Raw genomic sequence first — 22,902 nt, forward strand, 5'->3', positions numbered from 1 at the left:
GCACACCGTCATTTATATTCAGCCGTTAATCAGGATATCAAGATGAAAGATCTTTTCAGCTTACAAGGCAAACGTATTTTAATTACTGGCGCAGGACAAGGCATTGGTTTTGTCATGGCGCAGGGCCTTGCACAATATGGCGCCGAAATTATTATCAACGATATTTCAGCGTCCCGGGCAGATGATGCGGTGATGAAATTACGTGATGAAGGCGCGATTGCTCATTCGGCCGTATTTAATGTGACCGATGCCGATGCTGTCGAAAATGCGATTGCTAAAATCGAAGAAGAAATCGGCGCGATTGATGTGTTATTCAATAATGCGGGTATTCAGCGTCGCTATCCGTTTACCGAATTTCCGGTACAGGAATGGAACGATGTTATTTCCGTGAACCAAACCGCGGTATTCCTCGTCTCGCAGGCCGTGGCTAAACGTATGGTGAGCCGCCAGCGCGGAAAAATCGTCAATATCTGTTCCATGCAGAGCGAGCTGGGACGCGACACCATTACGCCTTATGCCGCCGCCAAAGGGGCGGTCAAAATGCTGACCCGCGGCATGTGCGTCGAGCTGGCGCGCTATAACATTCAGGTCAACGGTATCGCACCGGGCTACTTTAAAACCGCCATGACCCAGGCGTTGGTGGACGATCGCGCCTTTACCGACTGGTTGTGCAAACGCACGCCAGCCAACCGCTGGGGCGATCCGCAAGAGCTGGTCGGTGCGGCGGTGTTCCTCTCCTCCAGAGCATCCGATTTCGTCAATGGTCATCTGTTGTTTGTCGACGGCGGCATGCTGGTTGCCGTCTGATTAAGGAGCGCATTATGGCAGGGCAATGCATTATTGTGATGGGCGTTTCAGGCACCGGCAAAACCACCGTTGGTCAGGCGCTGGCCCAGGCGCTTGGCGCAAAGTTTATTGACGGCGACGACCTTCATCCACGGCAGAACATCATCAAAATGGCCGCCAGCCAGCCGCTTGATGATGACGATCGCCAGCCCTGGCTGGAGCGCATCGCCGACGTGATTTTCAGCCTCGAGCAAAAGAATGAATCCGGCGTACTGGTCTGCTCGGCGTTGAAAAAACGCTATCGCGATCGCCTGCGTGAAGGCAGCGGTAATCTGCGTTTTCTGTGGCTGACCGGGGAGTATGAGTGCATTCTCCAGCGCATGCAGCGACGTCAGGGCCACTTTATGCCGGAAGCGCTGCTGCGCAGCCAGTTTGCCGCCCTGGAAACACCGGACGCCAGCGAGGGTGATATCGTCGCCGTTGATATCGCCCCCGACGTCGCCACCATCGTGGCGCAATCGCTCACATTACTTACCCCTCAACCAGCACAGGGAGTTCCGGCATGATTATCGATACCTTAAGCGCCGCCGCCAAAAATGCGTTCTATCCGGCGGTCATTAAAAAAGCGCTCCAGGCCGTTGCGCAGCAGGATCCCCACACCCTGCCTCCGGGCAAATATACCGTCGATGGCGATAACCTGTTCTTTACCGTCGTTGAAGGTCAGACGCGTCCGCTGTCGGAGCAGCGCCCGGAATTTCATCGTCAGTATATTGATATTCATATTGTACTGGCGGGCGTTGAGATAATCGGCGCCGGCAACAAAGGTCTGCCGATCGCGCCGGACGGGCCGTTCAAAGAGGCCCATGATATTGGCTTTTGTGAGGCAATCAGCAGCGAAACGCTGATTCATCTGCACCCGGAAGAGCTGGCCATTTTATTCCCGGGCGAACTGCACCGCCCGATGGGCGCGATGGATGCCGGCGCGCCGCTGCGCAAAATTATCGTTAAGATAGATAACGCTCTGCTGTAGCGGTCCCGCCGTAATCAGCCCCACGAGATCCTTCGCGGGGCCCCGGATACCCCTTAGTTATCCAGTTCATCCATCGACTTCACCTGATCGCGATTGATCTGTTCAGTCCGGCCGGTTTCCGCATTTTTGTACGACACCATACCAGTATCATCATCCACCTGCGGCTTGCCATCAGTCACGATCGTTTTACCGTCGGTCGTTTTCAGCGACTGGTTCGATGAACAGCCCGCCACAAACAACATTGCCGTCGCCGCCAGCGCGGATGCCATCAGAATTTTGTTCCGCATTGTATCCTCCTGTCTTTCCGTCAATTGATATCGTTATGATGCTAACTATAGTTAGCCTCACCGGACGGACCGTGAAAAGCAGAACTCTCCGAAGATGGCGCGGATAAAAAAAGGGCCGACGATTTCTCGTCAACCCTTGTTGTTCCGCGACCCGATATTATCGAGGCAGCTTACTTTTTAATTTGCGCGTGCATTTCCTGAACCGAGGTCACTTTCTCGATGGCGTTGGCGTTGAGCGCCATCGCCGTCGCGAAACCGCCGTTCAGGGTGGTGTCGTAATGCACTTTGTACTGCAGGGCGCTGCGGCGAATCAGCTTGGAGTCTTCAATCGCCTGACGACCTTCGGTGGTGTTGATGATGTAGGTGTATTCGCCATTCTTAATACGGTCCTGAATGTGCGGACGACCTTCATGCACCTTATTCACCAGGCGCGGGTTGATCCCGGCTTCGCCGAGGACAATCGCGGTACCGTGAGTCGCATCCAGTTCGAAACCAAACTTCAGCAGTTTCGCCGCCAGGTCTACGACACGCTCTTTGTCGCCTTCGCGAACGGAGAGCAGCGCGCGGCCCTGTTTTTTCATCGTTGAGCTGCTGCCCAGCTGCGCTTTAGCGAACGCTTCGGCGAAAGTACGGCCCACGCCCATCACTTCCCCGGTAGAGCGCATTTCTGGCCCTAACAGCGGGTCAACGCCCGGGAATTTGTTGAACGGCAGCACCACTTCTTTCACCGAGTAGTACGGCGGGATAATTTCTTTGGTGACGCCCTGCTGGGCCAGGGTCTGGCCGGCCATCACTCGCGCCGCCACTTTGGCCAGCGGGATACCGGTGGCTTTAGAGACGAACGGTACGGTACGCGCCGCACGCGGGTTCACTTCAATCAGGTACACTTCATTGTTTTTCACCGCGAACTGGACGTTCATCAGGCCACGGACCTGCAGTTCAAAGGCCAGCTTCTGTACCTGCTCACGCATCACATCCTGAATTTCCTTGCTCAGGGTGTAGGCCGGCAGAGAACATGCGGAGTCGCCCGAGTGCACGCCCGCCTGTTCGATGTGCTCCATGATGCCGCCAATCAGCACCATTTCGCCGTCGCAGATAGCGTCAACGTCGACTTCGACCGCATCGTCAAGGAAGCGGTCCAGCAGAACCGGCGCGTCGTTCGAGACGCTGACCGCGGTCTGGAAGTAGCGCTTCAGGTCGGCTTCGTCGTAGACGATTTCCATCGCCCGACCGCCCAGGACGTAGGACGGACGCACCACCAGCGGGTAGCCAATCTCTTTCGCCTTCTCAACGGCCATCTCAATGGTGGTCACGGTGGCGTTCGCCGGCTGTTTCAGCTTCAGACGGTCAACCGCCTGCTGGAAACGTTCACGGTCTTCGGCACGGTCAATCGCATCCGGGCTGGTTCCGATAACCGGTACGCCGGCCGCTTCCAGCGCACGCGCCAGTTTCAGCGGCGTCTGGCCGCCGTACTGGACGATAACGCCCTTCGGCTTCTCGATACGCACGATTTCCAGCACGTCTTCCAGCGTCACCGGCTCAAAGTACAGACGGTCGGAGGTGTCGTAGTCGGTAGACACGGTTTCCGGGTTACAGTTAACCATAATGGTCTCGTAACCATCTTCACGCAGCGCCAGTGAAGCATGTACGCAGCAGTAGTCAAATTCGATACCCTGACCGATACGGTTCGGGCCGCCGCCAAGGACCATGATTTTATCGCGGTCAACGGACGGGTTCGCTTCACACTCGTCTTCATAGGTGGAGTACATGTAGGCGGTATCGGTGGCGAATTCCGCCGCGCAGGTATCCACGCGCTTGTAGACCGGGTGCAGGTCGTACTGGTCACGCAGCTTACGGATTTCACCTTCACGAACGCCGGCCAGTTTTGCCAGACGGGCATCGGCAAAGCCTTTACGCTTCAGCTGACGCAGGAAGTCAGGCGTCAGACCGGTGATGCCAAGGTCAGCCACTTTCTCTTCCAGACGTACCAGCTCTTCAATTTGTACCAGGAACCAGCGGTCGATGTTGGTCAGGTTGAAGACGCCGTCCACGGACAGCCCCGCGCGGAACGCATCGGCGATGTACCAGATACGCTCGGCGCCGGCATCTTTCAGCTCACGGCGAATTTTGGTCAGCGCTTCCGGGTCGTCGAGGCTGACTTTCGGGTCGAAACCGGTGGCCCCTACTTCCAGGCCGCGCAGCGCTTTCTGCAGGGACTCCTGCTGGGTGCGGCCAATCGCCATCACTTCACCCACGGATTTCATCTGGGTGGTCAGGCGGTCATTAGCGCCAACGAATTTTTCAAAGTTGAAGCGGGGAATCTTGGTCACGACATAGTCGATGGACGGTTCGAACGAGGCCGGCGTACGGCCGCCGGTGATGTCGTTCATCAGCTCATCCAGGGTGTAGCCGACCGCCAGTTTGGCCGCCACTTTGGCAATCGGGAAACCGGTCGCTTTGGATGCCAGCGCGGAGGAGCGTGATACGCGCGGGTTCATTTCGATAACAATCAGGCGGCCGTCTTTCGGGTTAACGGAGAACTGCACGTTAGAGCCCCCGGTTTCGACGCCAATTTCGCGCAGCACCGCCATCGATGCATTACGCATCACCTGGTATTCTTTATCGGTCAGGGTTTGCGCCGGGGCGACGGTGATGGAGTCACCGGTATGGATGCCCATGGCGTCGAAGTTTTCGATGGAGCAGACGATGATGCAGTTGTCGTTCTTATCGCGCACCACTTCCATCTCGTACTCTTTCCAGCCGATCAGCGATTCATCAATCAGCAGTTCGTTGGTCGGAGAGAGATCCAGCCCGCGGGCACAAATTTCTTCGAACTCTTCACGGTTGTAAGCGATACCGCCGCCGGTGCCGCCCATAGTGAAGGAGGGACGGATGATACACGGGTAGCCCACGTCAGCGGCCACCGCCAGCGCTTCTTCCATGGTGTGCGCAATACCGGAACGTGCGGTATCCAGACCGATTTTCTTCATTGCCACATCGAAGCGACGGCGGTCTTCCGCTTTATCAATCGCGTCGGCGGTGGCGCCGATCATGGTGACGCCGAATTCGGCCAGCACGCCCTGACGTTCCAGCTCCAGCGCGCAGTTCAGCGCCGTCTGGCCGCCCATAGTCGGCAGTACCGCATCCGGACGCTCTTTTTCGATAATTTTGCGCACCACTTCCCAGTGGATCGGCTCAATATAGGTCGCATCGGCCATTTCCGGGTCGGTCATGATGGTGGCCGGGTTGGAGTTCACCAGAATGACGCGGTAACCTTCTTCACGCAGGGCCTTACAGGCCTGGGCGCCAGAGTAGTCAAATTCGCAAGCCTGGCCGATAACGATCGGGCCAGCGCCAAGAATCAGGATGCTTTTTATGTCTGTACGTTTTGGCATGGCTCTTTTCTCCTGATTATTTCGCGGACTGGCGGTACTGCTCAATTAATGCAATAAAATGGTCGAACAACGGCGCGGCATCGTGCGGGCCTGGGCTCGCTTCCGGGTGGCCCTGGAAGCTAAACGCCGGTTTGTCAGTGCGGTGGATGCCCTGCAGCGTTCCGTCGAACAGCGACTTGTGGGTCACGCGCAGGTTAGACGGCATGGAGGCTTCGTCTACCGCAAAACCGTGGTTCTGGGCGGTAATCATCACCACATTATTATCGATATCTTTAACCGGGTGGTTGCCGCCGTGGTGGCCGAACTTCATCTTAACGGTCTTCGCACCGCTCGCCAGCGCCAGCAGCTGATGGCCGAGGCAGATGCCGAATACCGGAATATCGGTCTCGAGGAATTTCTCAATCGCGGCAATGGCGTAATCGCACGGCGCCGGGTCGCCAGGGCCGTTGGACAGGAAGATACCGTCCGGATTCATCTTCAGCACCTCTTCGGCAGAGGTTTTCGCCGGCACAACCGTCAGACGGCAGCCGCGGTCAACCAGCATGCGCAGGATGTTGCGTTTGGCGCCAAAATCGTAGGCTACAACGTGGAACGGCAGCTCGCTTTCCGCTTTCGCTTCCGGCAGGTCGCCCGCCAGCGTCCAGCTTCCTTGCGTCCAGCTGTAGGTTTCTGAAGTGGTGACTTCTTTCGCCAGGTCCATGCCGTTCAGGCCCGGGAACGCTTTGGCTTTTTCCAGCGCCAGCTGCGCATCCAGGTTATCACCCACGATGATGCAGCCGTTCTGTGCGCCTTTTTCACGCAGCAAACGCGTCAGCTTACGGGTATCGATATCGGCAATCGCCACGATGTTATGGCGCTTGAGGTAAGAAGAGAGGTCTTCGGTATTGCGGAAGTTGCTGGCAATCAGCGGCAGGTCGCGAATGACCAGACCCTGCGCATGTACCTGAGAAGATTCTTCATCGGCGGCGTTGGTGCCGACATTACCAATATGGGGATAAGTAAGAGTGACAATTTGGCGGGAATAGGAAGGATCAGTGAGGATTTCTTGATAACCGGTCATTGAAGTATTGAAAACGACTTCCCCAACCGCCGTGCCCGTTGCCCCGATGGCCCGACCGTGAAACTGGGTTCCGTCTTCCAGAACCAATAGCGCTGACTTAATCAAAACACCCTCCAGAGAATATTCACTCACTTTATTTGCATATTAATGCATGTGCATGACATGAATCAATGCAAATTTGCTTACCTATGGATTTCTGGCAAACGGCGGCATTCTGGAGAGATGTCGGGTAAAAGTCAACTTAAAGCCGATATTTTTTATCTCTTTTCACGTCACTGACCTCTCAGCACTGCGTTAGCAGGCAAAAAGATCAACAAACTATGCAGAGAAAACGCTTGCGGACCTGGAAGATTGCAAAACAGAGCGTGCAAGAGCAAAAAAGTAGACCAGATGGTCAAAATTTACAATAACACAACAAAAAACGAAGGGATAATTTAATATTATAGCCACTTCATCATATTTTATTGATGAATAAGCAAAAAATAAAAAGGGCAATAAAATATTGCCCTTTGCAATCAATTACATATTGAATGCAATAACCACATCACGATGGGTAATAAACCTTATAAAGCATTGAGATCAAGCACGTCACGCATATCGAAAAGGCCTGATTTCTTATCTTTTAACCACAATGCGGAACGAACGGCACCATTGGCAAAAGTCATCCGGCTGGATGCCTTGTGGCTGATTTCAATACGCTCACCAATATCGGCAAACATAGCGGTATGCTCGCCAACGATATCCCCGGCGCGCACGGTGGCAAAGCCGATGGTCCCAGGGACGCGTTCGCCGGTATGCCCTTCACGGCTGTAGACCGCGCAATCCTTCAGATCTTTGTTCAGCGCGCCGGCAATCGCCTCGCCCATCGCCAGTGCGGTGCCCGACGGTGCGTCCACTTTGTGGCGGTGGTGCGCTTCAATAATTTCGATATCGGTGTAGTCGCCCATCACCTTCGCCGCTTTCTCCAGCAGCTTTAACAGCACGTTGACGCCGACGCTGAAGTTGGCCGCGAAAACGATGGCAATATCCTGCGCCGCATCGCGAATGGCCTGTTTCCCGGCCTCATCAAAACCGGTGGTACCAATCACCATCCCTTTGCCGTGTTCGCGGCAGAAAGCAAGGTGGTTTAACGTACCTTCCGGACGGGTGAAATCGATTAGCACATCAAAATCATCTTTGACCGCCGCAAGACTGCTTTGCACCGCGACACCCGCTTTACCGGCCCCGGCCAGCTCACCGGCATCGCTCCCAAGGAGGGAAGAACCTTCGCGCTCCAGCGCAGCGCCCAGCGCCACGCCGTCCATCTGCTGTACTGCCTGAATTAACTGGCGTCCCATCCGGCCGCCCGCGCCTGCGATGGCCACGCGGATTTGTGCATCATGCATAGCTATTCTCTTTTGTTAACTTAACGTAAATTGTTTCCAGATTAACCAGCCCGTCGATGAGCCGCTACTGTAAAACACCGATAATTAGAAATTTATGACAAACGGCGTTCGATATCAGTAAAAACTATACGCCGGCGTCGTTTCTCACTCGTCCGGAGCGTTAATCCTGTGCCGAAAACCGCAGGATTCCCGAACCACCAGCGCCGGCGGCAAAATAATGCGCTTCGGCGGTTCATCATTGCCCTGAATACGGCTATACAGCAGCTCGCCGGCTTTGCGGCCAATCTCCTTCGCCGCCACCGAAACGGTCGTCAACGCCGGCTGAACCAGCGCGGCTTCGGTAATATCGTCAAATCCCACCAGCGCAAAATCACGGCCCGGCTCACGCCCGGTTTTACGCAGCGCCTGCATCACGCCCAGCGCAACAATATCCTGGTAACAAACTGCGGCCGTGATTTGCGGATAGCGGGTCAGCAGCGCTTCGGCCACTTTCGCGCCGTCGATCTGGCTGGCCTGAGCCGTGACGATCCACTCCGGACGCGGCGAGATCCCGCTCTCCAGGAGCGTGCTGGTGAACCCGCCAATACGCTGTGCCCGGGTACCGGAACTCAGGCTACCGCCGATAAAGGCAATCTGTCGGTGCCCCATTTTCAGCAAGTGTGCCGTGGCCATCTGCGTGCCGAGAAAGTTATCGGTCCCGACAAAATCAAAATCCGGATCGCTGAGCGGGCGCACCACCATAATGGCGGGAATATTGCGTCTTTTCAGCGCCTCAAAAAATGAGGCCGGAGTTTCCCGCGCCGCGCACAGCACCATGCCGCAGGCGCTATTGCGCATCAGCGAGTCGACAAACTTTTGCTGCCGCTCGCCTGACTCTTCGCTGTTGGCCAGAAATAACAGCAAATCATGCCGCTCCATTTCATGGCTTAAGCCTGCCGTCATCTCACCGTAAAACGGGTTGGTGATGTCATGCAGCAGCAGCCCAACCTGGTTGCTGCTGCGATTACGCAGATTGGCGGCGGTCTGATTGTAGACATAGCCAGTTTCATCCAGCGCCTTCAGCACACGTTCGCGCGTAGCCTGCGAAATCCGCCCGCGGTTATGCAACACCATCGAAACGGTGGCCGTGGATACCCCTGCCCGTTCAGCCACCTGTGCCAGCGTCACTGTTGTCATGATCTCTCCCGTTCGTTTAGCGAAGGTTAATCGAATAACCTAAAAATTGCATTTTTCCTTGTGACAGGACTCACAATAACGCCCATCTTGCCGCTTTACTTGCTCATTATGGCGGGTTAATCGCGTTAACCATACTGTCAAAACAAGGTTAATCGATTAATCTTCATTTAGCCAATACGGAGACAGATAATGCAAACGACCTATGATAAATTCCCTGAAGTTACGGTTCAGGGTTATGACGACCAGGCCTGGCAGGGCTGGGAATCCATCGAAGCGACGCTTAACCTCAGGGCTTCAGCCTCCTCCAGAACCGTACTGGTTGTGGACTGCTATCCCGGCGTCCGGCTTGACGAACTGGAGCAGCGTCTGCTGCCGTCACTGAACGCGACGCGGGTGCTGAACGTCGAATCCGCCCGCCGCGATCAGCAGGCGCTCCACGATTTGCTGGCGCGTAACCTGACCGATGACCGTGTTTTCGGGGTCCTCTCCTGTCATCACCTGGAGGAGTTTTTTAACGCCGACAAGTTACATCAGTTGCGTCAGCAGGTCGATGCCGTGACCGAAGGCCTCATCGTTATTTATGGTCCCGGCGCCGCGCTCGTTCATCCGGGCGATGTGCTGGTCTATGCCGATATGCCGCGCTGGGAAATTCAGCAGCGCATGCGCCATGACGGCCTCGGAAACTGGGGGGCGGACAACCAGGACGAGGACATCCTCCGTCGCTATAAGCGCGCCTTTTTTATCGAATGGCGCGTCTTCGATCGCCACAAAACGCCGCTGCTCAAACGCGCCGACTATCTGCTTGATACCACGCAAAAAGAGGCGCCGACGCTGGTCAGCGGCGAAGCGCTACGCGCCGGCCTCCGGCAAACCACCACCCGTCCGTTCCGCGTCGCCCCGTTCTTCGATCCCGGCGTCTGGGGCGGTCAGTGGATGAAACAGCAATTCGATCTCGATCCCTCCGCGCCCAATTACGCATGGTGTTTTGATTGCGTGCCCGAGGAAAACAGCCTGTTACTGCGCTTTGGTCAGGTGCGGATCGAGATCCCCTCACAAAACCTGGTTTTACTTCACCCTCGCGCGCTGCTGGGTGAGAAGGTTCACGCCCGGTTTGGCGCTGAATTTCCCATCCGCTTTGATTTTCTCGACACTATCGGCGGCCAGAACCTGAGCTTCCAGGTTCATCCCGTCACCGAGTACATCCAGCAACAGTTTGGGATGCACTATACCCAGGATGAAAGCTATTACATTCTCGAAGCGCAACCGCACGCGGTGGTCTATCTCGGAACCAAAACCGGAATCGAGCCGCAGGCGATGCTGGACGATCTCAAGGCCGCCGCGCGCGGGGAGAAAACCTTCGACGATGCCCGCTTTGTTAACCAGATCCCGGCACGCAAGCACGATCACTTCCTGATCCCTGCCGGCACGGTTCACTGTTCGGGCAGCGGCACGATGGTCCTCGAAATCAGCGCCACGCCGTACATTTTTACTTTCAAGCTGTGGGACTGGGGGCGTTTAGGTTTAGATGGTCTGCCGCGCCCCATCCATCTGGAACACGGGGAGCAGGTTATCGACTGGCAGCGTGACACCCGCTGGGTTGCCGACAACCTGGTAAACCAGGTCGAACCCGTAGCCGAAGGCGAAGGCTGGCGTGAAGAACGAACCGGGATGCACGAGCGTGAATTTATCGAAACCCGCCGCCACTGGTTCACCGCGCCGGTCACTCATCATACTCAGGGTGGAGTGAACGTTCTCAACCTGGTCGAAGGTGATGAGGCCATCGTCGACAGCCCGAGCGGCGCCTTCGCGCCTTTCGTCGTCCACTATGCCGAGACCTTTATTATTCCCGCCGCAGTGGGCGAGTATCGCATTTCACCGTCGGGCAAAGGCTCAGGACAGCCGCTCGCCACCATTAAAGCCTGGGTAAGAGGATAAGCGCATGATCAACGTTATTGTTGCCACCCACGGCCCGCTGGCGAACGCCCTGCTTGCAAGCGGCCGCATGGTTTACGGCGAATTACCTCATGTCTTCGCCGTGACGCTCGGCGAGCAGGCCGGCATTGAAGGCTTCAGAGAGGATTTCGCCCGCACGCTGGCCAGCGCCGGACAAAACGCCGATGGCGTGCTGGTGCTGTGCGATATGCAAAGCGGTACGCCGTGGAACATCGCCTGCCAGCACGCGTTTTCCTCTCAGACGATCCCCCCGGTCGCCGTCGTGGCGGGGGTCAATTTTCCGATGCTGCTGCAAAGCGACGAGGTTCACCATTTAACGGATGTGCACGATGCTGCCGCACAGCTGCTGGCGTTAACCGTACCGACACTGGTCATGGCTGCCCCGACGATATCCGTTCAGTCCGATGATTTTTAAAGGAAACCGCTATGAGTATCTCTTTTGTACGTATCGACGACCGCGTTATTCATGGGCAGCTCGTGACACGCTGGGCCAAAGAGCTGCCCTGCGACGGCATCGTCGCCATTGACGATGCCGTCGCGGCCGATCCGCTGCTCTCATCCGTGATGAAAGGCGCGGTTCAGGACACCAAAGTCTGGCTGTTCGACACCGCGACAGCTATCGAAAAATTGCCCAAAGTGATCGCCAGCGATAAGCGTTACTTCGTGATCGGCAAATCCCCCGTCACGCTCCAGCGCATCGAAGCAGCCGGTATCAGCCTGAAAAATGCCAACGGCAAAATTAACGTTGGCCCAATGAGCGCCCGCGCCGATACCCGAACCATTGGCCCGAACCAATCGGTCAACGCGGAGGAGATAGCCGCCTTTGACTGGCTGGTGCAGCACGGACATCTTGTTGAATTCCGCCTGGTCCCGGATGCCGGCTGTTACAGCTGGCAGGACGCCCGGCAGAAGCTGAAATAAGGAGCGGATGATGATTATCGAAGCGACATTGATAGGCTTTCTTTGCTATCTGGGCGCCCTCAGTAGCCCCTGGCTTTTGGGGCTGACCGGCGGCTGGTATCTGATCACCCGGCCGCTGGTTTCCGGCATGCTGGTCGGGCTTATTCTCGGCGATGTCAAAACCGGCATTATGATCGGCGTGGCGGTCCAGGCCGTCTATATCGCCATGGTGACACCGGGCGGGTCGATGCCGGCCGACCTTAACTTTGTCGCTTACCCGGCCATCGCCCTCGGGATCCTGTCAGGGAAAGGACCGGAAGTAGCGGTGGCGCTGGCGGCCACCATCGGTATCGCCGGAACCATTCTGTTTAACGCCATGATGGTACTGAACTCTTTCTGGAACCATCGGGCCGATGTTGCGCTGGATCGTGGCGACGAACGCGGAATTTATCTCAACAGCGCCATCTGGCCCCAGGCGACGAACTTCGTTTTACGCTTCGTACCGACTTTTATCGCCGTCTATTTCGGTGCGCAGTACATCAGTAGTTTTATGGACAGTTTGCCCAAAATCATTCTGTCGACGATGAACGTGCTGGGCGGCATTCTGCCTGCGGTGGGGATCGCTATCCTGCTCAAACAGATCATCAAAAACTACACCATGCTGATCTATTTTCTCGTCGGTTTCGTCTGCATCGTCTTTTTAAAGCTCAATATGGTCGCGCTGGTGATCGTGGGCTCGCTGCTGGCGTTAATCCATTACAACTACAAACCGGAGCCGCAGCAGAGCACTGGCGCAAAACCGGTCGTCGATGATGAGGATGAATTCTGATGGAAGAACGTACCCTGACCCGCAAAGACCTGCGCCGCTGCTGGCGCGCGTGGATGATGCACAACCTCTCTTCAATGAGCTTTGAACGCCTGGAATCCTTCGGCTTTTGCCTGAGCATGCTGCCGGTGGCGAAAAAACTCTATCCCGATGCCGCCCAGCGCACCGAAATGCTGCGCCGTCACGCATCGTTCTATAACACCGAGCCGCAGATCGGCGCGATCGTCAACGGTATGGCGTTGGGGCTGGAGGAGAAAAAAGCCAACGGCGAACCGATCGATGGTGAAACGATCAACACCCTGAAAGTCGGCCTGATGGGGCCGATCGCCGGGATCGGTGATTCAATGATCCCCGGCATGCTTATCCCGATTTTGCTGAGTATCGGTATGGCGCTGGCGGCCGGCGGCAGCATTCTCGGGCCGCTGTTCTATACCGTCGCCTGGCTGGGCATCATTATTCCCGGCTCCTGGTTTCTGTTTCTCAAAGGCTACAAAATGGGTTCCGGATCGGTAGAGATGCTGGTCAGCAGTAAGTCTACCCGCCTGCGTGAAGCCTTGTCGTTGCTGGGCGTTTTCGTCATGGGTGGCGTTGCGGCAAGCTACGTTAAACTCGGAACCGGGCTGGAATTCGTCACCAAAGACGGGGTCAATATTCACGTTCAGCAGATGCTGGATGGCATCTTCCCGCAGCTGCTGCCGCTTGTGGTGGTGCTGGGGACGTGGTATTTGATGGCCAAACGCGGGGTTTCACCGGTAAAAGCGATGGTGCTGCTGCTGGTACTGGCCGCACTCGGCGTGGTGAGCGGTCTGTTTGCCGGCTGATATCGGATGGTGTTGTGAAAATGTCCCGGTCGCGTCGCGCGGGCCGGGACAAACGCAGCGGATAGCGTGAATATCCGCCCAACGTCAAAAAACCGGGGCGATGCCCTAATGCGGGTCACTTAAAGGTGACCCGCATTTTTTGGGTTTATCGCAGGCCAGCGCAATGCCGGTAAACGGTGGTTTGTGCGAACGACGGGACAGAAACTCCTGCAGATATGTTGAAAACCTGACAGCGCCCATAAAAAATCGGCAATCTCTTTGAGATGGCTGATTCTTACACCTCTGCCGGATCGGTCAGCCGCCCCTTAAACGATCGGCATTAGGGCATGCCCCGGTTTTGCTATGGATGGAAATTCCGCCATAATTCCGCTGTCTTATCCGGGCGGGAGATAAACTGGAAGCGGGCAGGATCGTCAATAAACTGCTGATAAACTGGCGCGGAGGTAATGCCAAACTCCGTATACTGCCGGGGGGTAATAGCCTGTAAGCGCCCGGGAATATAGTGCGAATTATGCAACCAGATAATCTGTTCATCCTGCAGCAGCGGATACCAGGCCAGCCCTTTTCGGGCGCGCACGGCATCATATTCAAAGCCGTACTCGCGATCGCACCATGCGCCAAAAGTTAAGGGTTCATCCGGGCTCGCCGAAATGGTGGCATGGCCCCAGCCGGGCGGCACCAGTACCTTTTCTCCCGGCCCGGCGATGACCGCAAAGCAGCGACCGGGGTCGTCCTCCACATACTCTTGCATGTAGATAATGGCTTTCCCCTGCCAGATTTCATACAGCTCCGGCGGCGACCAGCCGCTGTGCTGGCTGATGCGATGGACATGTCCCTGACTGCGAACCGGTTCATCCCCCAGTCGCCCGGCGGCATAGGTCACCACGCCAAACAGCAACATCCGTTTTTTCAGCTCTTCACGATCCTGCATCCGCGCCACATCCATGGCGATGGCATACACCTCCTCCGGCCCTTCGCAGTGGGGATCGCGCAGCGAAGCGCGAATCTGATCGAGACGACGGATTTCCGGCATCGGCCCGGTGACATCATTGCCGTAGCTAAAACCCAGCGGTCGATGATGAATCGCCATATCCAGCCCGTAACAACAGTCAGATTTCGTCATTCTGCACCGCCTTTACCTGGAGAGTCCGATGCTCTTCAAAGACCCGCAGCGCAAAGCCGTTTGCCAGCGCTGCGTAATCGTGCCCCGCGACGCCGGGCCAGACCGCCAGCGCGGAAAGCGTATCGCCCCCGGTATTAATCAGCCTGTGCGCGGTGAACCCAGGAATAATATGTACTGACCCGGCAAAAACCTGCTCAAAGCGCGCTTGCCCTTGCTCATCTTGCAGGAGCAGTAGACCACTTCCCCGCAAACCAAAGTAGACTTCGCCTTGTTCACGACGGGCATGAAAATGCCCGCGGGTCATAAAATACTCGTTGCCCACTTTTCCGGGATAAAGATGGGTGACGCCGGTATACAGCGCCCCTTCCGCTGAAGAGGTATCAAGCATTTCCACATCATAAACGACCAGCTCGCCCACCATTCCTTGACGCGCGCGCTCATCGGCGAACACCTGCGCAAGATCCGCAATGCGCGTTGATTTACGTAACAACGGGCCATCGGCAAGTGCGCCGCTGGCCCAGACCACCTGCGGTGGCTGAATAAAGGAAGGATTCATATTTGTCTCCGGCCCGAGGAGAACAACAGAATAAGATTAGCAGATTAATCGATTAACCTAAGATGAGTCGGGCGACTTTGCAACTGATATCACACAAAAATCCGCCAGCGTCGCCGCTCACTCCAGCGTATAACTCACGATCAGCTGACTTTTTTTGATTTTTACCTGGCTAATCGTCACCATCCCCAGTTCAGACAGGCTGGCAACATGCGTTCCGCCGCAGGGATAGGCCGGTAATGACCCAAATCCGACCTGACGCCGCCCATCCTCAAAAGTCAGATGCCGCGGCAGATTTTCCGCCTGCCAGCCCGCGATCGTCGCCAGCAGTGCACTGGCCTCCGGCACGATGGCGGACCCGATAGCGGTGAACGTTATCCGCCCTTCTCCGGGCCAGTGGTGCGCCTTGACCGGGCGCCAGCCAGCCCGCTCGCCCGCCAGGCCTATCAGATGTCCCGCTGAGTGCAGCCGCGAGTGCAGACGCCTGGCAGCCTCATCCACCCGAATCTCCACCTCTCCAGGCGGCAGCGGTTGCGCGACAATGTGCAGGACGCTGTCGCCTCGCGCCACCACGCCTTCAACAGCAATACCGCCAATCCAGCCGCGATCGGCCGGCTGCCCGCCGCCCTGCGGGTGAAACAAGGTCTGGTTCAGCTCAATAGCGTAACGGCCATCGGCCTCACTCTGGCAACTCACGACCAGAGCTCGCATCTCGGTCTCATCGCAGGTGTAATAAAGACGTTCAGTCATGGTTGTCCTCCTCTCAGTCAGGACAGTATATTGATATTATCCATGACGATAATCCCGTCATTCATCAATGCACTTTTGCCTCAAGGGCACAAATGAATCTCAATTTACTCCCCGACCTTGCCCTGTTCGTGCAAATTGTCGATCAGGGCAGTTTTTCTGCCGTCGCCCGTATTTCCGGAGCAACGCCTTCGGCGATCAGCCGCAGCGTCTCGCGGCTGGAACAGCAAATGGGCTGTAAGCTGCTGCACCGCAGCACGCGTAAATTACGCCTGAGCGATGCCGGGAAAACGGTGTATGCGCACGCACAGGAGATGCTGGAATCGGCTCGCCAGGCGATGGATTCCGCCAGCAGTGCGCAGGAAGTGGCGCAGGGCAAACTGACGCTCAGCGTGCCGAAGGCCGTCGGGCGGTTTGTGATTCATCCGTTAATGACGGAGTTTCTCACCCGCTACCCCGGCGTGGACGTCTGTCTGCGGCTTGAGGACCGCTATCTGGATCTGATTGATGATGGTATTGATCTGGCGCTGCGGATTACCCACAGCCCCTCTCCCGGGCTACACGGCAAGCCGCTGATGCCGGTGACCCACGTGATCTGCGCCACACCGGACTATTTGCAGCAGCATGGCACGCCGCAAACGCCGGCGGAGCTGCGCGCTCACAGCTGCATCAGCCTGGGCGAAACGCCGGCCGACTCACGCTGGAAATTCCGACGGGCGGGTAAAACGGAAACTATCCAGACTCACGGACGCTACGCCGCCAACCATACTGCCGTGCGCCTTGATGCGGTGCAGCAGCATTTAGGTATCGGCAGCCTGCCGCTGTTTACCGCCCGCGACGCGCTGGCCCGGGGCGATATCGTCCAGGTTCTGGCAGAATGGGAGTTTATCAGTAGCTATACCGGACAGCTGTGGCTGCTGTGGTCGGGCAATAAACATATGCCCGCCAGAATGCGGGCCATGATTGATTATCTGAGCGAGAAAATTGACGGTCGTCTGGCTGCTTACGGCGCCAGGGCCAACACTTCCGCCACCCAGCGCTGAAAACCGTCCACATCCAGCGCCAGCGCAACGTTCGCGTTCGCCGGCTGCCCCAGTCGCCCTTCGATATCGACGACGGTGGTGCCGGATGTCCAGGTTCCCTGCGTTTCCACCGCCACAAAGCACGGTTGCAGGGTAAACAGTTCAGGGCGCACCAGCCAGGCAATGGCGCACAGGTCATGCATGCGCAGCCCGCTGCTCATGCTGCCGCTGCGATAATGGCTGAACAGCGCGTGGAGCATCTTTCCGGTCTTGTTCAACGCGGGCAGCGTGGCGAGGTACTCCGGCGTCAGCATTGCCCGGTTCGTCACGTCGAGCCCGCACATCACGATCTCCAGACCGCTGCGAAATACGCTGGCCGCGGCTTCCGGATCGATAGCAATATTGAACTCCGCATTAGGCGTAAAGTTACCGCGCCCGGCGGAACCGCCCATGATCACCAGCCGGCGAATATTAAAGCGACATTCCGGGTACTGCGTCAGGAGCAGCGCAATATTGGTCAACGGACCAATCGCCACCAGCGTAATCGGTTCCTGAGCATGCATCAGCGCATCGCGAATGGCCTGAAAGGCCGGTTTCGGCAATGGCTGACAGTCATGCTCGACAAAATCATACCCTTCCATGCCGGACTCGCCGTGCACGGAGGCCGCATCGCGCAGCGGGCGCAAGAGCGGCATCGACGCTCCCTGAGCCAGAGGAACCTTCGCCTGCCAGAAATGCAGCAGCTGCAGGGCGTTACGCGTGGTTTTTTCCACCGACACGTTCCCCGCCACCGTCGTCATCAGCTGCAGATCGAGCTCGGGGGCGAATAGCGCGGCGGCGATCGCCGCCGCGTCGTCAATGCCGGGATCGGTATCAAGAATGATCGGTAAGCGCATCGTTTCTCCCAAAAAAAATGCCAGACGTTAAGTCTGGCATCTTCTCACATCCGCCGGCGAAAGAACTTAGTCTACTTCACGGACATCAACCCGCAGCTCTTTCGGTACTTCGAAAACGATATTCTCTTCACGCCCTTCCAGCGGGACGGCTTCTCCACCGCCCAGCGCCTGCAGACGCGCAATCACGTTCTGCACCAGGATATCCGGAGCCGATGCGCCTGCGGTCACGCCAACGCACGCGGCCTCTTTGACCCACGCTTCCTGAATATCCGTCGCGTCGTCAATCAGATAGGCTGCTTTCCCCATCCGCTGAGCGAGCTCCGCCAGGCGGTTGGAGTTAGAGGAGTTTTTCGACCCCACCACCAGCACGACATCGGCCTGTTCCGCCAGCGCGCGAACCGCTTCCTGACGGTTGGTCGTTGCGTAACAGATATCGTCTTTACGCGGCCCGACGATTTTCGGGAAACGTTCGCGCAGCGCGTCGATCACATCCGAAGTGTCATCTACCGAGAGGGTGGTCTGCGTCATAAACGACAGCCGGGCGTCGTTTTTCACATCCAGCGTCCAGACATCATCGGGTGATTCCACCAGATACATTCCCCCTTCCGGGTTGCTGTACTGGCCCATCGTCCCTTCCACTTCCGGGTGACCGGCATGGCCAATCAGGATCGACTCTTCGCCGCGACGGCTGGCGCGGGCGACTTCCATATGCACTTTGGTCACCAGCGGACAGGTCGCGTCAAAGACCGTCAGATCGCGGTTTTTCGCTTCATTACGTACCGCCTGAGAGACGCCGTGCGCGGAGAAAATCAGGATCGCGCCATCAGGCACTTCGCTAATCTGTTCGATAAAAATGGCGCCGCGCTTGCGCAGGCTATCGACCACATAGCGGTTATGCACCACTTCATGACGCACATAGATCGGCGCGCCGTAGAGCGTCAGCGCGTTTTCGACAATGCTGATAGCGCGGTCAACGCCGGCGCAAAAGCCGCGCGGGTTAGCCAACAGGATCTGCATTTCACTCCTCCAGCGCCGGATCGATTTCCAGCACTTCAATATCAAAATGGACGGTGCGCCCGGCCAGCGGGTGGTTGAAATCCACGGTGATCGAATCGCCGTTCACTTCACGAATCACGCCGGGCATTTCGCTGCCATCCATTGCGGTAAAGAGCATAATCGCGCCGATTTCCGGCTCGCCCGCATCGATAAATTCGCGGCGGGAAAAATACTGGATAAGATCCGGGCTTGGTATGCCAAACGCAGCATCGGGCTCCAGCGAGAATACCTTTTTCTCCCCCTCTTTCAGACCAAGAAGCTGTTGTTCCAGACCTTCAGACAGGGAGGTGTCGCCAAGGCGAAACAGGGCAGGTTTGCCGTTATTGCGGGTGGATTCAGCCGTTGAGCCATCATCCAGTTTCAGCGTGAAGTGAACGAGGATCGCGCTGTTGCTCTGTACGGATTTAGACATGCAGGTTTGCTCTTTAAAATTTCAGCCGCCTGTTTGCCCGGTGGCGCTACGCTTACCGGGCCGACAAGGAGCGCAGTACATTATAGGCCAGATAAGCGCCAGCGCCATCCGGCAATGTTTATGCGGCTTTTTTCTCTTTAGAAGGCAGGAAGCCTTCCAGCACAATCAGCGCTGCGCCGATACAAATTGCGGTATCAGCGAGGTTGAAGGTGGCGAAATGCCAGTCCCCGACGTAGAAATCAATCATATCGACGACGAAACCATGCCATAGCCGATCAAACAAATTCCCCAGCGCACCGCCAATAATCAGCGCGTAGGCAATGTTGTTCAGCTTTTGCGTGGCTTTTGAGCGATACATCAAGACCGCCAGAATCACGCAGATACCGATGGCAATGCCGGCAAAGAACCAGCGCTGCCAGCCGCCGCTATCGGCAAGGAAACTAAAAGCTGCGCCATAGTTACGCGCATAGTGCAGATTAAGCGACGGAAACAGCGATACCGTATCCCCCAGAGCAAAGTTCTGGAGGATCAGGAATTTACTGCCCAGGTCAATAATCAGCACGGCTACGACGACCCAAAGCCAGCGTAGCCCCGTTGAACAGACAGATTTACTCATCAGGCAAACTTACGTTTTTCGCCGTCACCGGCGACGTTGCTGACACAGCGACCGCAGATTTCCGCGTGTTCCGCCACCTTGCCGACATCGCTGGTGTAGTGCCAGCAGCGTGGGCATTTCTCGCCTTCGGCTTTACTCAGCACGACTTTCAGACCTTTCAGCAGTTCACTCTGCCAGGCATCAGCCGGCGCCTGTGCATGATCGGCAACCGTCGCCCCGGAGGTCAACAGGACAAATCGTAATTCGCTGCCCAGCGCGTTCAGCTTCGCGGCCAGATCGGCATCGGCATACAGCGTGACCGCCGCTTCCAGAGAACCGCCCACCCGCTTGTCAGCACGCGCCTGCTCGATGACCTTATTGACTTCGCCACGTACCTGCAGCAGATCGTCCCAGAAGCCGTCGTTCATCGCTTCGTCGTCGGCCAGGCCAAACAGACCTTCATACCACTCACCGGTGAAGACGTATTTTTCGCGGGAACCCGGCAGGTAGCCCCAGATTTCGTCTGCGGTGAAGGACATGATCGGCGCCATCCAGCGAACCAGCGCTTCCACAATATGGAACAGCGCGGTCTGGCAGCTGCGACGCGCCACGCTGTCCGCTTTCGCGGTGTACTGGCGATCTTTGATGATGTCGAGGTAGAACGAGCCCATCTCAATGGAGCAGAAGCGCATCAGGCGCTGCACCACTTCGTGGAAGCCGTAAGACTCATAGGCCTTCAGGATATCTTCCTGCGCCGCTTTCGCGCAGCCTACCGCCCAACGATCGAGCACCACCATCTCTTCCGGTTTCACCATGTCTTTAACCGGATCGAAACCGTTAAGGTTCGCCAGCAGGAAGCGCGCGGTGTTACGGATACGACGATAGCTGTCGGCGGCGCGTTTAAGGATCTCGTCAGAGACCGCCATTTCGCCGGTGTAATCGGTCGACGCGACCCACAGACGCAGGATATCCGCGCCCAGCTTGTTCATCACATCCTGCGGAGAGACGGTGTTACCGATGGATTTGGACATTTTACGTCCCTGACCATCAACGGTGAAACCGTGCGTCAGCACCTGGCGGTACGGCGCTTTGCCCTTCATCGCCGTGGAGATCATCAGCGAGGACATGAACCAGCCGCGATGCTGGTCGGAACCTTCCAGATACATATCGGCGGCGTGACCGGAGAATTCCGGGCGTACGTCAACCACGGAAGAGTGGGTAGAACCGGAGTCGAACCATACGTCCAGAGTATCCGGCACTTTCTCGTAGCTGTCGGCATCGGCACCGAGGATGTCGCGGGAGTCGAGATCCCACCACGCCTGAATACCGTCCACCTCAACGCGCTTCGCCACTTCTTCCATCAGTTCCAGGGTGTTCGGGTGCAGTTCCTGGGTCTCTTTATGCACGAACAGGGACATCGGCACGCCCCAGGTACGCTGACGGGAAATACACCAGTCAGGACGGTTGGCCACCATCGATTCGATACGCGCCTGGCCCCAGTCCGGGATCCACTGCACGCCTTTAATCTCTTTCAGCGACTGCGCGCGCAGGCCTTTCTGATCCATGCTGACGAACCACTGTGGGGTCGCACGGAAGATGATCGGCGACTTGTGACGCCAGCAGCATGGATAGCTGTGCTGCATTTTCTCAACGTGTAGCAGCGCGCCGCTTTCGCGCAGCATCTCGACGATGATGTCGTTCGCTTTAAAGACGTTAATACCGTCCAGCGCCGGCCAGGTCCCTGGCAGGTAGGAACCGTCCGGGCCGACCGGGTTAGCAATTTCCAGACCGTATTTCTGGCTGATGGTGTAGTCGTCCGGACCGTGGCCGCCGGCGGTATGCACCGCACCGGTACCCGCATCGAGGGTAACGTGGTCGCCGAGGATCGCCGGAACGTCGAAGTCGAGGAACGGATGCTTAAAGCGCATCAGCTCCAGTTCATCACCTTTCACCGCCGCCAGGATGGTGTAATCCGCCATACCCGCGCGTTTCATCACGCTTTCAACCAGATCTTTCGCCAGGATCAGCGCCTGACCTGCAACCTGCACCAGCGCATAGTCGAATTCCGGCGACAGGGAGATAGCGCGGTTGGCAGGCAGGGTCCACGGGGTGGTGGTCCAGATAACCAGGGATACCGGGCCGGTAACATCGGCAACGCCGAATTTCGCCAGCACCGCGGCTTTGTCTACCGCGTGGAACGCGACGTCGATAGAAGGAGACGTTTTGTCGTAATACTCGACTTCTGCTTCCGCCAGCGCAGAACGGCAGTCAACGCACCAGTGCACCGGCTTCGCGCCTTTGTGCAGGTGGCCGTTGCCAATGATTTTACCCAGCGCACGGATGATGTTGGCTTCGGTTTTGAAGTCCATGGTCAGGTACGGACGCGACCAGTCGCCCAGCACGCCCAGGCGGATAAAGTCTTTACGCTGGCCGTCAACCTGGGTCGCGGCATATTCGCGGCACTTGGCGCGGAATTCAGCGGCGGTGAATTTCTCACCCGGCTTGCCATATTCCTGCTCCACTTTCAGCTCGATCGGCAGACCGTGGCAGTCCCAACCTGGAACGTAAGGCGAGTCATAGCCCGTCAGTCCTTTGGACTTAACGATAATGTCTTTCAGAATCTTGTTAACCGAGTGACCAATATGAATGCTGCCATTCGCATAAGGAGGGCCATCATGCAGAATGAAGGTTTTTTTGCCTTTTTTCGCTGCACGGATGATGCCGTACAGGTCATCATCGGTCCAACGCGCCAGCATTCCCGGTTCGCGCTTGGCGAGATCGCCACGCATCGGGAACCCTGTTTCCGGCAAATTCAGGGTGGATTTATAGTCACTCATCAGATTCTCGGTTCCGTATTTCGGTTTGATAAACACCAACAG

Annotated in this window: 22 protein-coding genes; 9 read left to right on the forward strand and 13 right to left on the reverse strand. The window is 56.9% G+C overall.

Annotation, left to right across the window (positions count from 1 at the left end):
* Nucleotides 1-42: 42 nt before the first annotated feature.
* The 3 genes from idnO to ROR01S_RS13900 are packed head-to-tail and all read left to right on the forward strand — an operon-like array spanning nt 43 to nt 1,816.
* Nucleotides 43-807, forward strand: coding sequence for a gluconate 5-dehydrogenase (gene idnO, locus ROR01S_RS13890; RefSeq protein WP_064359588.1), 765 nt, complete (start codon nt 43-45; stop codon nt 805-807).
* Between the two features lie 14 nt (nt 808-821).
* Nucleotides 822-1,352 carry a gluconokinase gene (locus ROR01S_RS13895; protein WP_064359589.1) on the forward strand — a complete coding sequence of 177 codons (531 nt, stop codon included), beginning with the start codon at nt 822-824 and terminating at the stop codon, nt 1,350-1,352.
* On the forward strand, nt 1,349-1,816 hold the full coding sequence (locus ROR01S_RS13900; RefSeq protein ID WP_004857760.1) for a NanQ anomerase/TabA/YiaL family protein: 468 nt from the start codon (nt 1,349-1,351) through the stop codon (nt 1,814-1,816). The genes ROR01S_RS13895 and ROR01S_RS13900 overlap by 4 nt, the downstream gene beginning before the upstream one ends.
* 53 nt (nt 1,817-1,869) lie before the next feature.
* Here the strand turns inward: ROR01S_RS13900 and ROR01S_RS13905 are convergent, their stop codons facing one another.
* From ROR01S_RS13905 to ROR01S_RS13925, 5 genes are all read right to left on the reverse strand, one after another.
* Nucleotides 1,870-2,103, reverse strand: coding sequence for a YgdI/YgdR family lipoprotein (locus tag ROR01S_RS13905; RefSeq protein ID WP_004857757.1), 234 nt, complete (start codon nt 2,101-2,103; stop codon nt 1,870-1,872).
* A 170-nt stretch (nt 2,104-2,273) separates the two neighbouring features.
* Complete coding sequence (gene carB, locus ROR01S_RS13910) at nt 2,274-5,498, reverse strand: carbamoyl-phosphate synthase large subunit (RefSeq protein WP_004857755.1); 3,225 nt, start codon at nt 5,496-5,498, stop codon at nt 2,274-2,276.
* 16 nt (nt 5,499-5,514) lie between these two features.
* The gene (carA, locus tag ROR01S_RS13915; protein ID WP_004857753.1) at nt 5,515-6,663 is read right to left on the reverse strand and encodes a glutamine-hydrolyzing carbamoyl-phosphate synthase small subunit; all 1,149 of its coding nucleotides are present in this window, start codon (nt 6,661-6,663) and stop codon (nt 5,515-5,517) included.
* A gap of 458 nt (nt 6,664-7,121) precedes the next feature.
* Nucleotides 7,122-7,943 carry a 4-hydroxy-tetrahydrodipicolinate reductase gene (gene dapB, locus ROR01S_RS13920; protein WP_004857752.1) on the reverse strand — a complete coding sequence of 274 codons (822 nt, stop codon included), beginning with the start codon at nt 7,941-7,943 and terminating at the stop codon, nt 7,122-7,124.
* A 144-nt stretch (nt 7,944-8,087) separates the two neighbouring features.
* Nucleotides 8,088-9,119 (reverse strand): LacI family DNA-binding transcriptional regulator, encoded by a 1,032-nt coding sequence (locus ROR01S_RS13925; RefSeq protein WP_064359590.1) that lies wholly within the window; start codon nt 9,117-9,119, stop codon nt 8,088-8,090.
* 189 nt (nt 9,120-9,308) lie between these two features.
* On the opposite strand from ROR01S_RS13925, the gene ROR01S_RS13930 reads away from it, so the two are divergent.
* The 5 genes from ROR01S_RS13930 to ROR01S_RS13950 are packed head-to-tail and all read left to right on the forward strand — an operon-like array spanning nt 9,309 to nt 13,619.
* Entirely contained in the window at nt 9,309-11,054 is a 1,746-nt protein-coding gene (locus ROR01S_RS13930; RefSeq protein WP_064359591.1) for a class I mannose-6-phosphate isomerase, read from the forward strand.
* Nucleotides 11,055-11,058: 4 nt separating this feature from the next.
* The gene (locus ROR01S_RS13935; RefSeq protein WP_004857747.1) at nt 11,059-11,487 is read left to right on the forward strand and encodes a PTS sugar transporter subunit IIA; all 429 of its coding nucleotides are present in this window, start codon (nt 11,059-11,061) and stop codon (nt 11,485-11,487) included.
* A gap of 11 nt (nt 11,488-11,498) precedes the next feature.
* Nucleotides 11,499-11,993: a PTS sugar transporter subunit IIB gene (locus tag ROR01S_RS13940; RefSeq protein WP_004857744.1), complete on the forward strand. Its 495-nt coding sequence runs from the start codon at nt 11,499-11,501 to the stop codon at nt 11,991-11,993.
* A 10-nt stretch (nt 11,994-12,003) separates the two neighbouring features.
* The gene (locus tag ROR01S_RS13945; protein ID WP_004857742.1) at nt 12,004-12,801 is read left to right on the forward strand and encodes a PTS mannose/fructose/sorbose/N-acetylgalactosamine transporter subunit IIC; all 798 of its coding nucleotides are present in this window, start codon (nt 12,004-12,006) and stop codon (nt 12,799-12,801) included.
* A complete protein-coding gene (locus ROR01S_RS13950) occupies nt 12,801-13,619 on the forward strand; it encodes a PTS system mannose/fructose/sorbose family transporter subunit IID (RefSeq protein ID WP_004857740.1) in 819 nt (272 codons plus the stop codon). The genes ROR01S_RS13945 and ROR01S_RS13950 overlap by 1 nt, the downstream gene beginning before the upstream one ends.
* 340 nt (nt 13,620-13,959) lie before the next feature.
* Here the strand turns inward: ROR01S_RS13950 and ROR01S_RS13955 are convergent, their stop codons facing one another.
* The 3 genes from ROR01S_RS13955 to ROR01S_RS13965 all read right to left on the reverse strand — a co-directional run bounded on the left by ROR01S_RS13955 (nt 13,960) and on the right by ROR01S_RS13965 (nt 16,045).
* Nucleotides 13,960-14,742, reverse strand: coding sequence for a glucose-6-phosphate isomerase family protein (locus ROR01S_RS13955; RefSeq protein ID WP_004857738.1), 783 nt, complete (start codon nt 14,740-14,742; stop codon nt 13,960-13,962).
* On the reverse strand, nt 14,729-15,298 hold the full coding sequence (locus ROR01S_RS13960) for a glucose-6-phosphate isomerase family protein (protein ID WP_004857736.1): 570 nt from the start codon (nt 15,296-15,298) through the stop codon (nt 14,729-14,731). Before ROR01S_RS13960 ends, ROR01S_RS13955 begins: the two co-directional genes overlap by 14 nt.
* Before the next feature lie 117 nt (nt 15,299-15,415).
* Nucleotides 15,416-16,045 carry an alanyl-tRNA editing protein gene (locus tag ROR01S_RS13965; protein ID WP_064359592.1) on the reverse strand — a complete coding sequence of 210 codons (630 nt, stop codon included), beginning with the start codon at nt 16,043-16,045 and terminating at the stop codon, nt 15,416-15,418.
* A gap of 92 nt (nt 16,046-16,137) precedes the next feature.
* Between ROR01S_RS13965 and ROR01S_RS13970 the strand changes: the two genes are divergently transcribed.
* On the forward strand, nt 16,138-17,085 hold the full coding sequence (locus tag ROR01S_RS13970) for a LysR family transcriptional regulator (RefSeq protein ID WP_004857731.1): 948 nt from the start codon (nt 16,138-16,140) through the stop codon (nt 17,083-17,085).
* Here ROR01S_RS13970 and rihC read toward each other — a convergent pair.
* The 5 genes from rihC to ileS form a co-directional block, all read right to left on the reverse strand.
* A complete protein-coding gene (gene rihC, locus ROR01S_RS13975; RefSeq protein ID WP_015585181.1) occupies nt 17,046-17,960 on the reverse strand; it encodes a ribonucleoside hydrolase RihC in 915 nt (304 codons plus the stop codon). The genes ROR01S_RS13970 and rihC overlap by 40 nt on opposite strands.
* A gap of 66 nt (nt 17,961-18,026) precedes the next feature.
* Nucleotides 18,027-18,977, reverse strand: coding sequence for a 4-hydroxy-3-methylbut-2-enyl diphosphate reductase (gene ispH, locus ROR01S_RS13980; RefSeq protein WP_004857727.1), 951 nt, complete (start codon nt 18,975-18,977; stop codon nt 18,027-18,029).
* 1 nt (nt 18,978) lies between these two features.
* Nucleotides 18,979-19,428 (reverse strand): FKBP-type peptidyl-prolyl cis-trans isomerase, encoded by a 450-nt coding sequence (fkpB, locus tag ROR01S_RS13985; RefSeq protein ID WP_004857725.1) that lies wholly within the window; start codon nt 19,426-19,428, stop codon nt 18,979-18,981.
* Nucleotides 19,429-19,546: 118 nt separating this feature from the next.
* A complete protein-coding gene (gene lspA, locus ROR01S_RS13990) occupies nt 19,547-20,044 on the reverse strand; it encodes a signal peptidase II (RefSeq protein ID WP_004857723.1) in 498 nt (165 codons plus the stop codon).
* Entirely contained in the window at nt 20,044-22,860 is a 2,817-nt protein-coding gene (gene ileS, locus ROR01S_RS13995) for an isoleucine--tRNA ligase (RefSeq protein WP_064359623.1), read from the reverse strand. Before ileS ends, lspA begins: the two co-directional genes overlap by 1 nt.
* Nucleotides 22,861-22,902: the final 42 nt, after the last annotated feature.

This window comes from Klebsiella ornithinolytica NBRC 105727 = ATCC 31898 (genome assembly GCF_001598295.1).
In the GTDB taxonomy this organism is placed as follows: Bacteria; Pseudomonadota; Gammaproteobacteria; order Enterobacterales; family Enterobacteriaceae; genus Klebsiella; species Klebsiella ornithinolytica.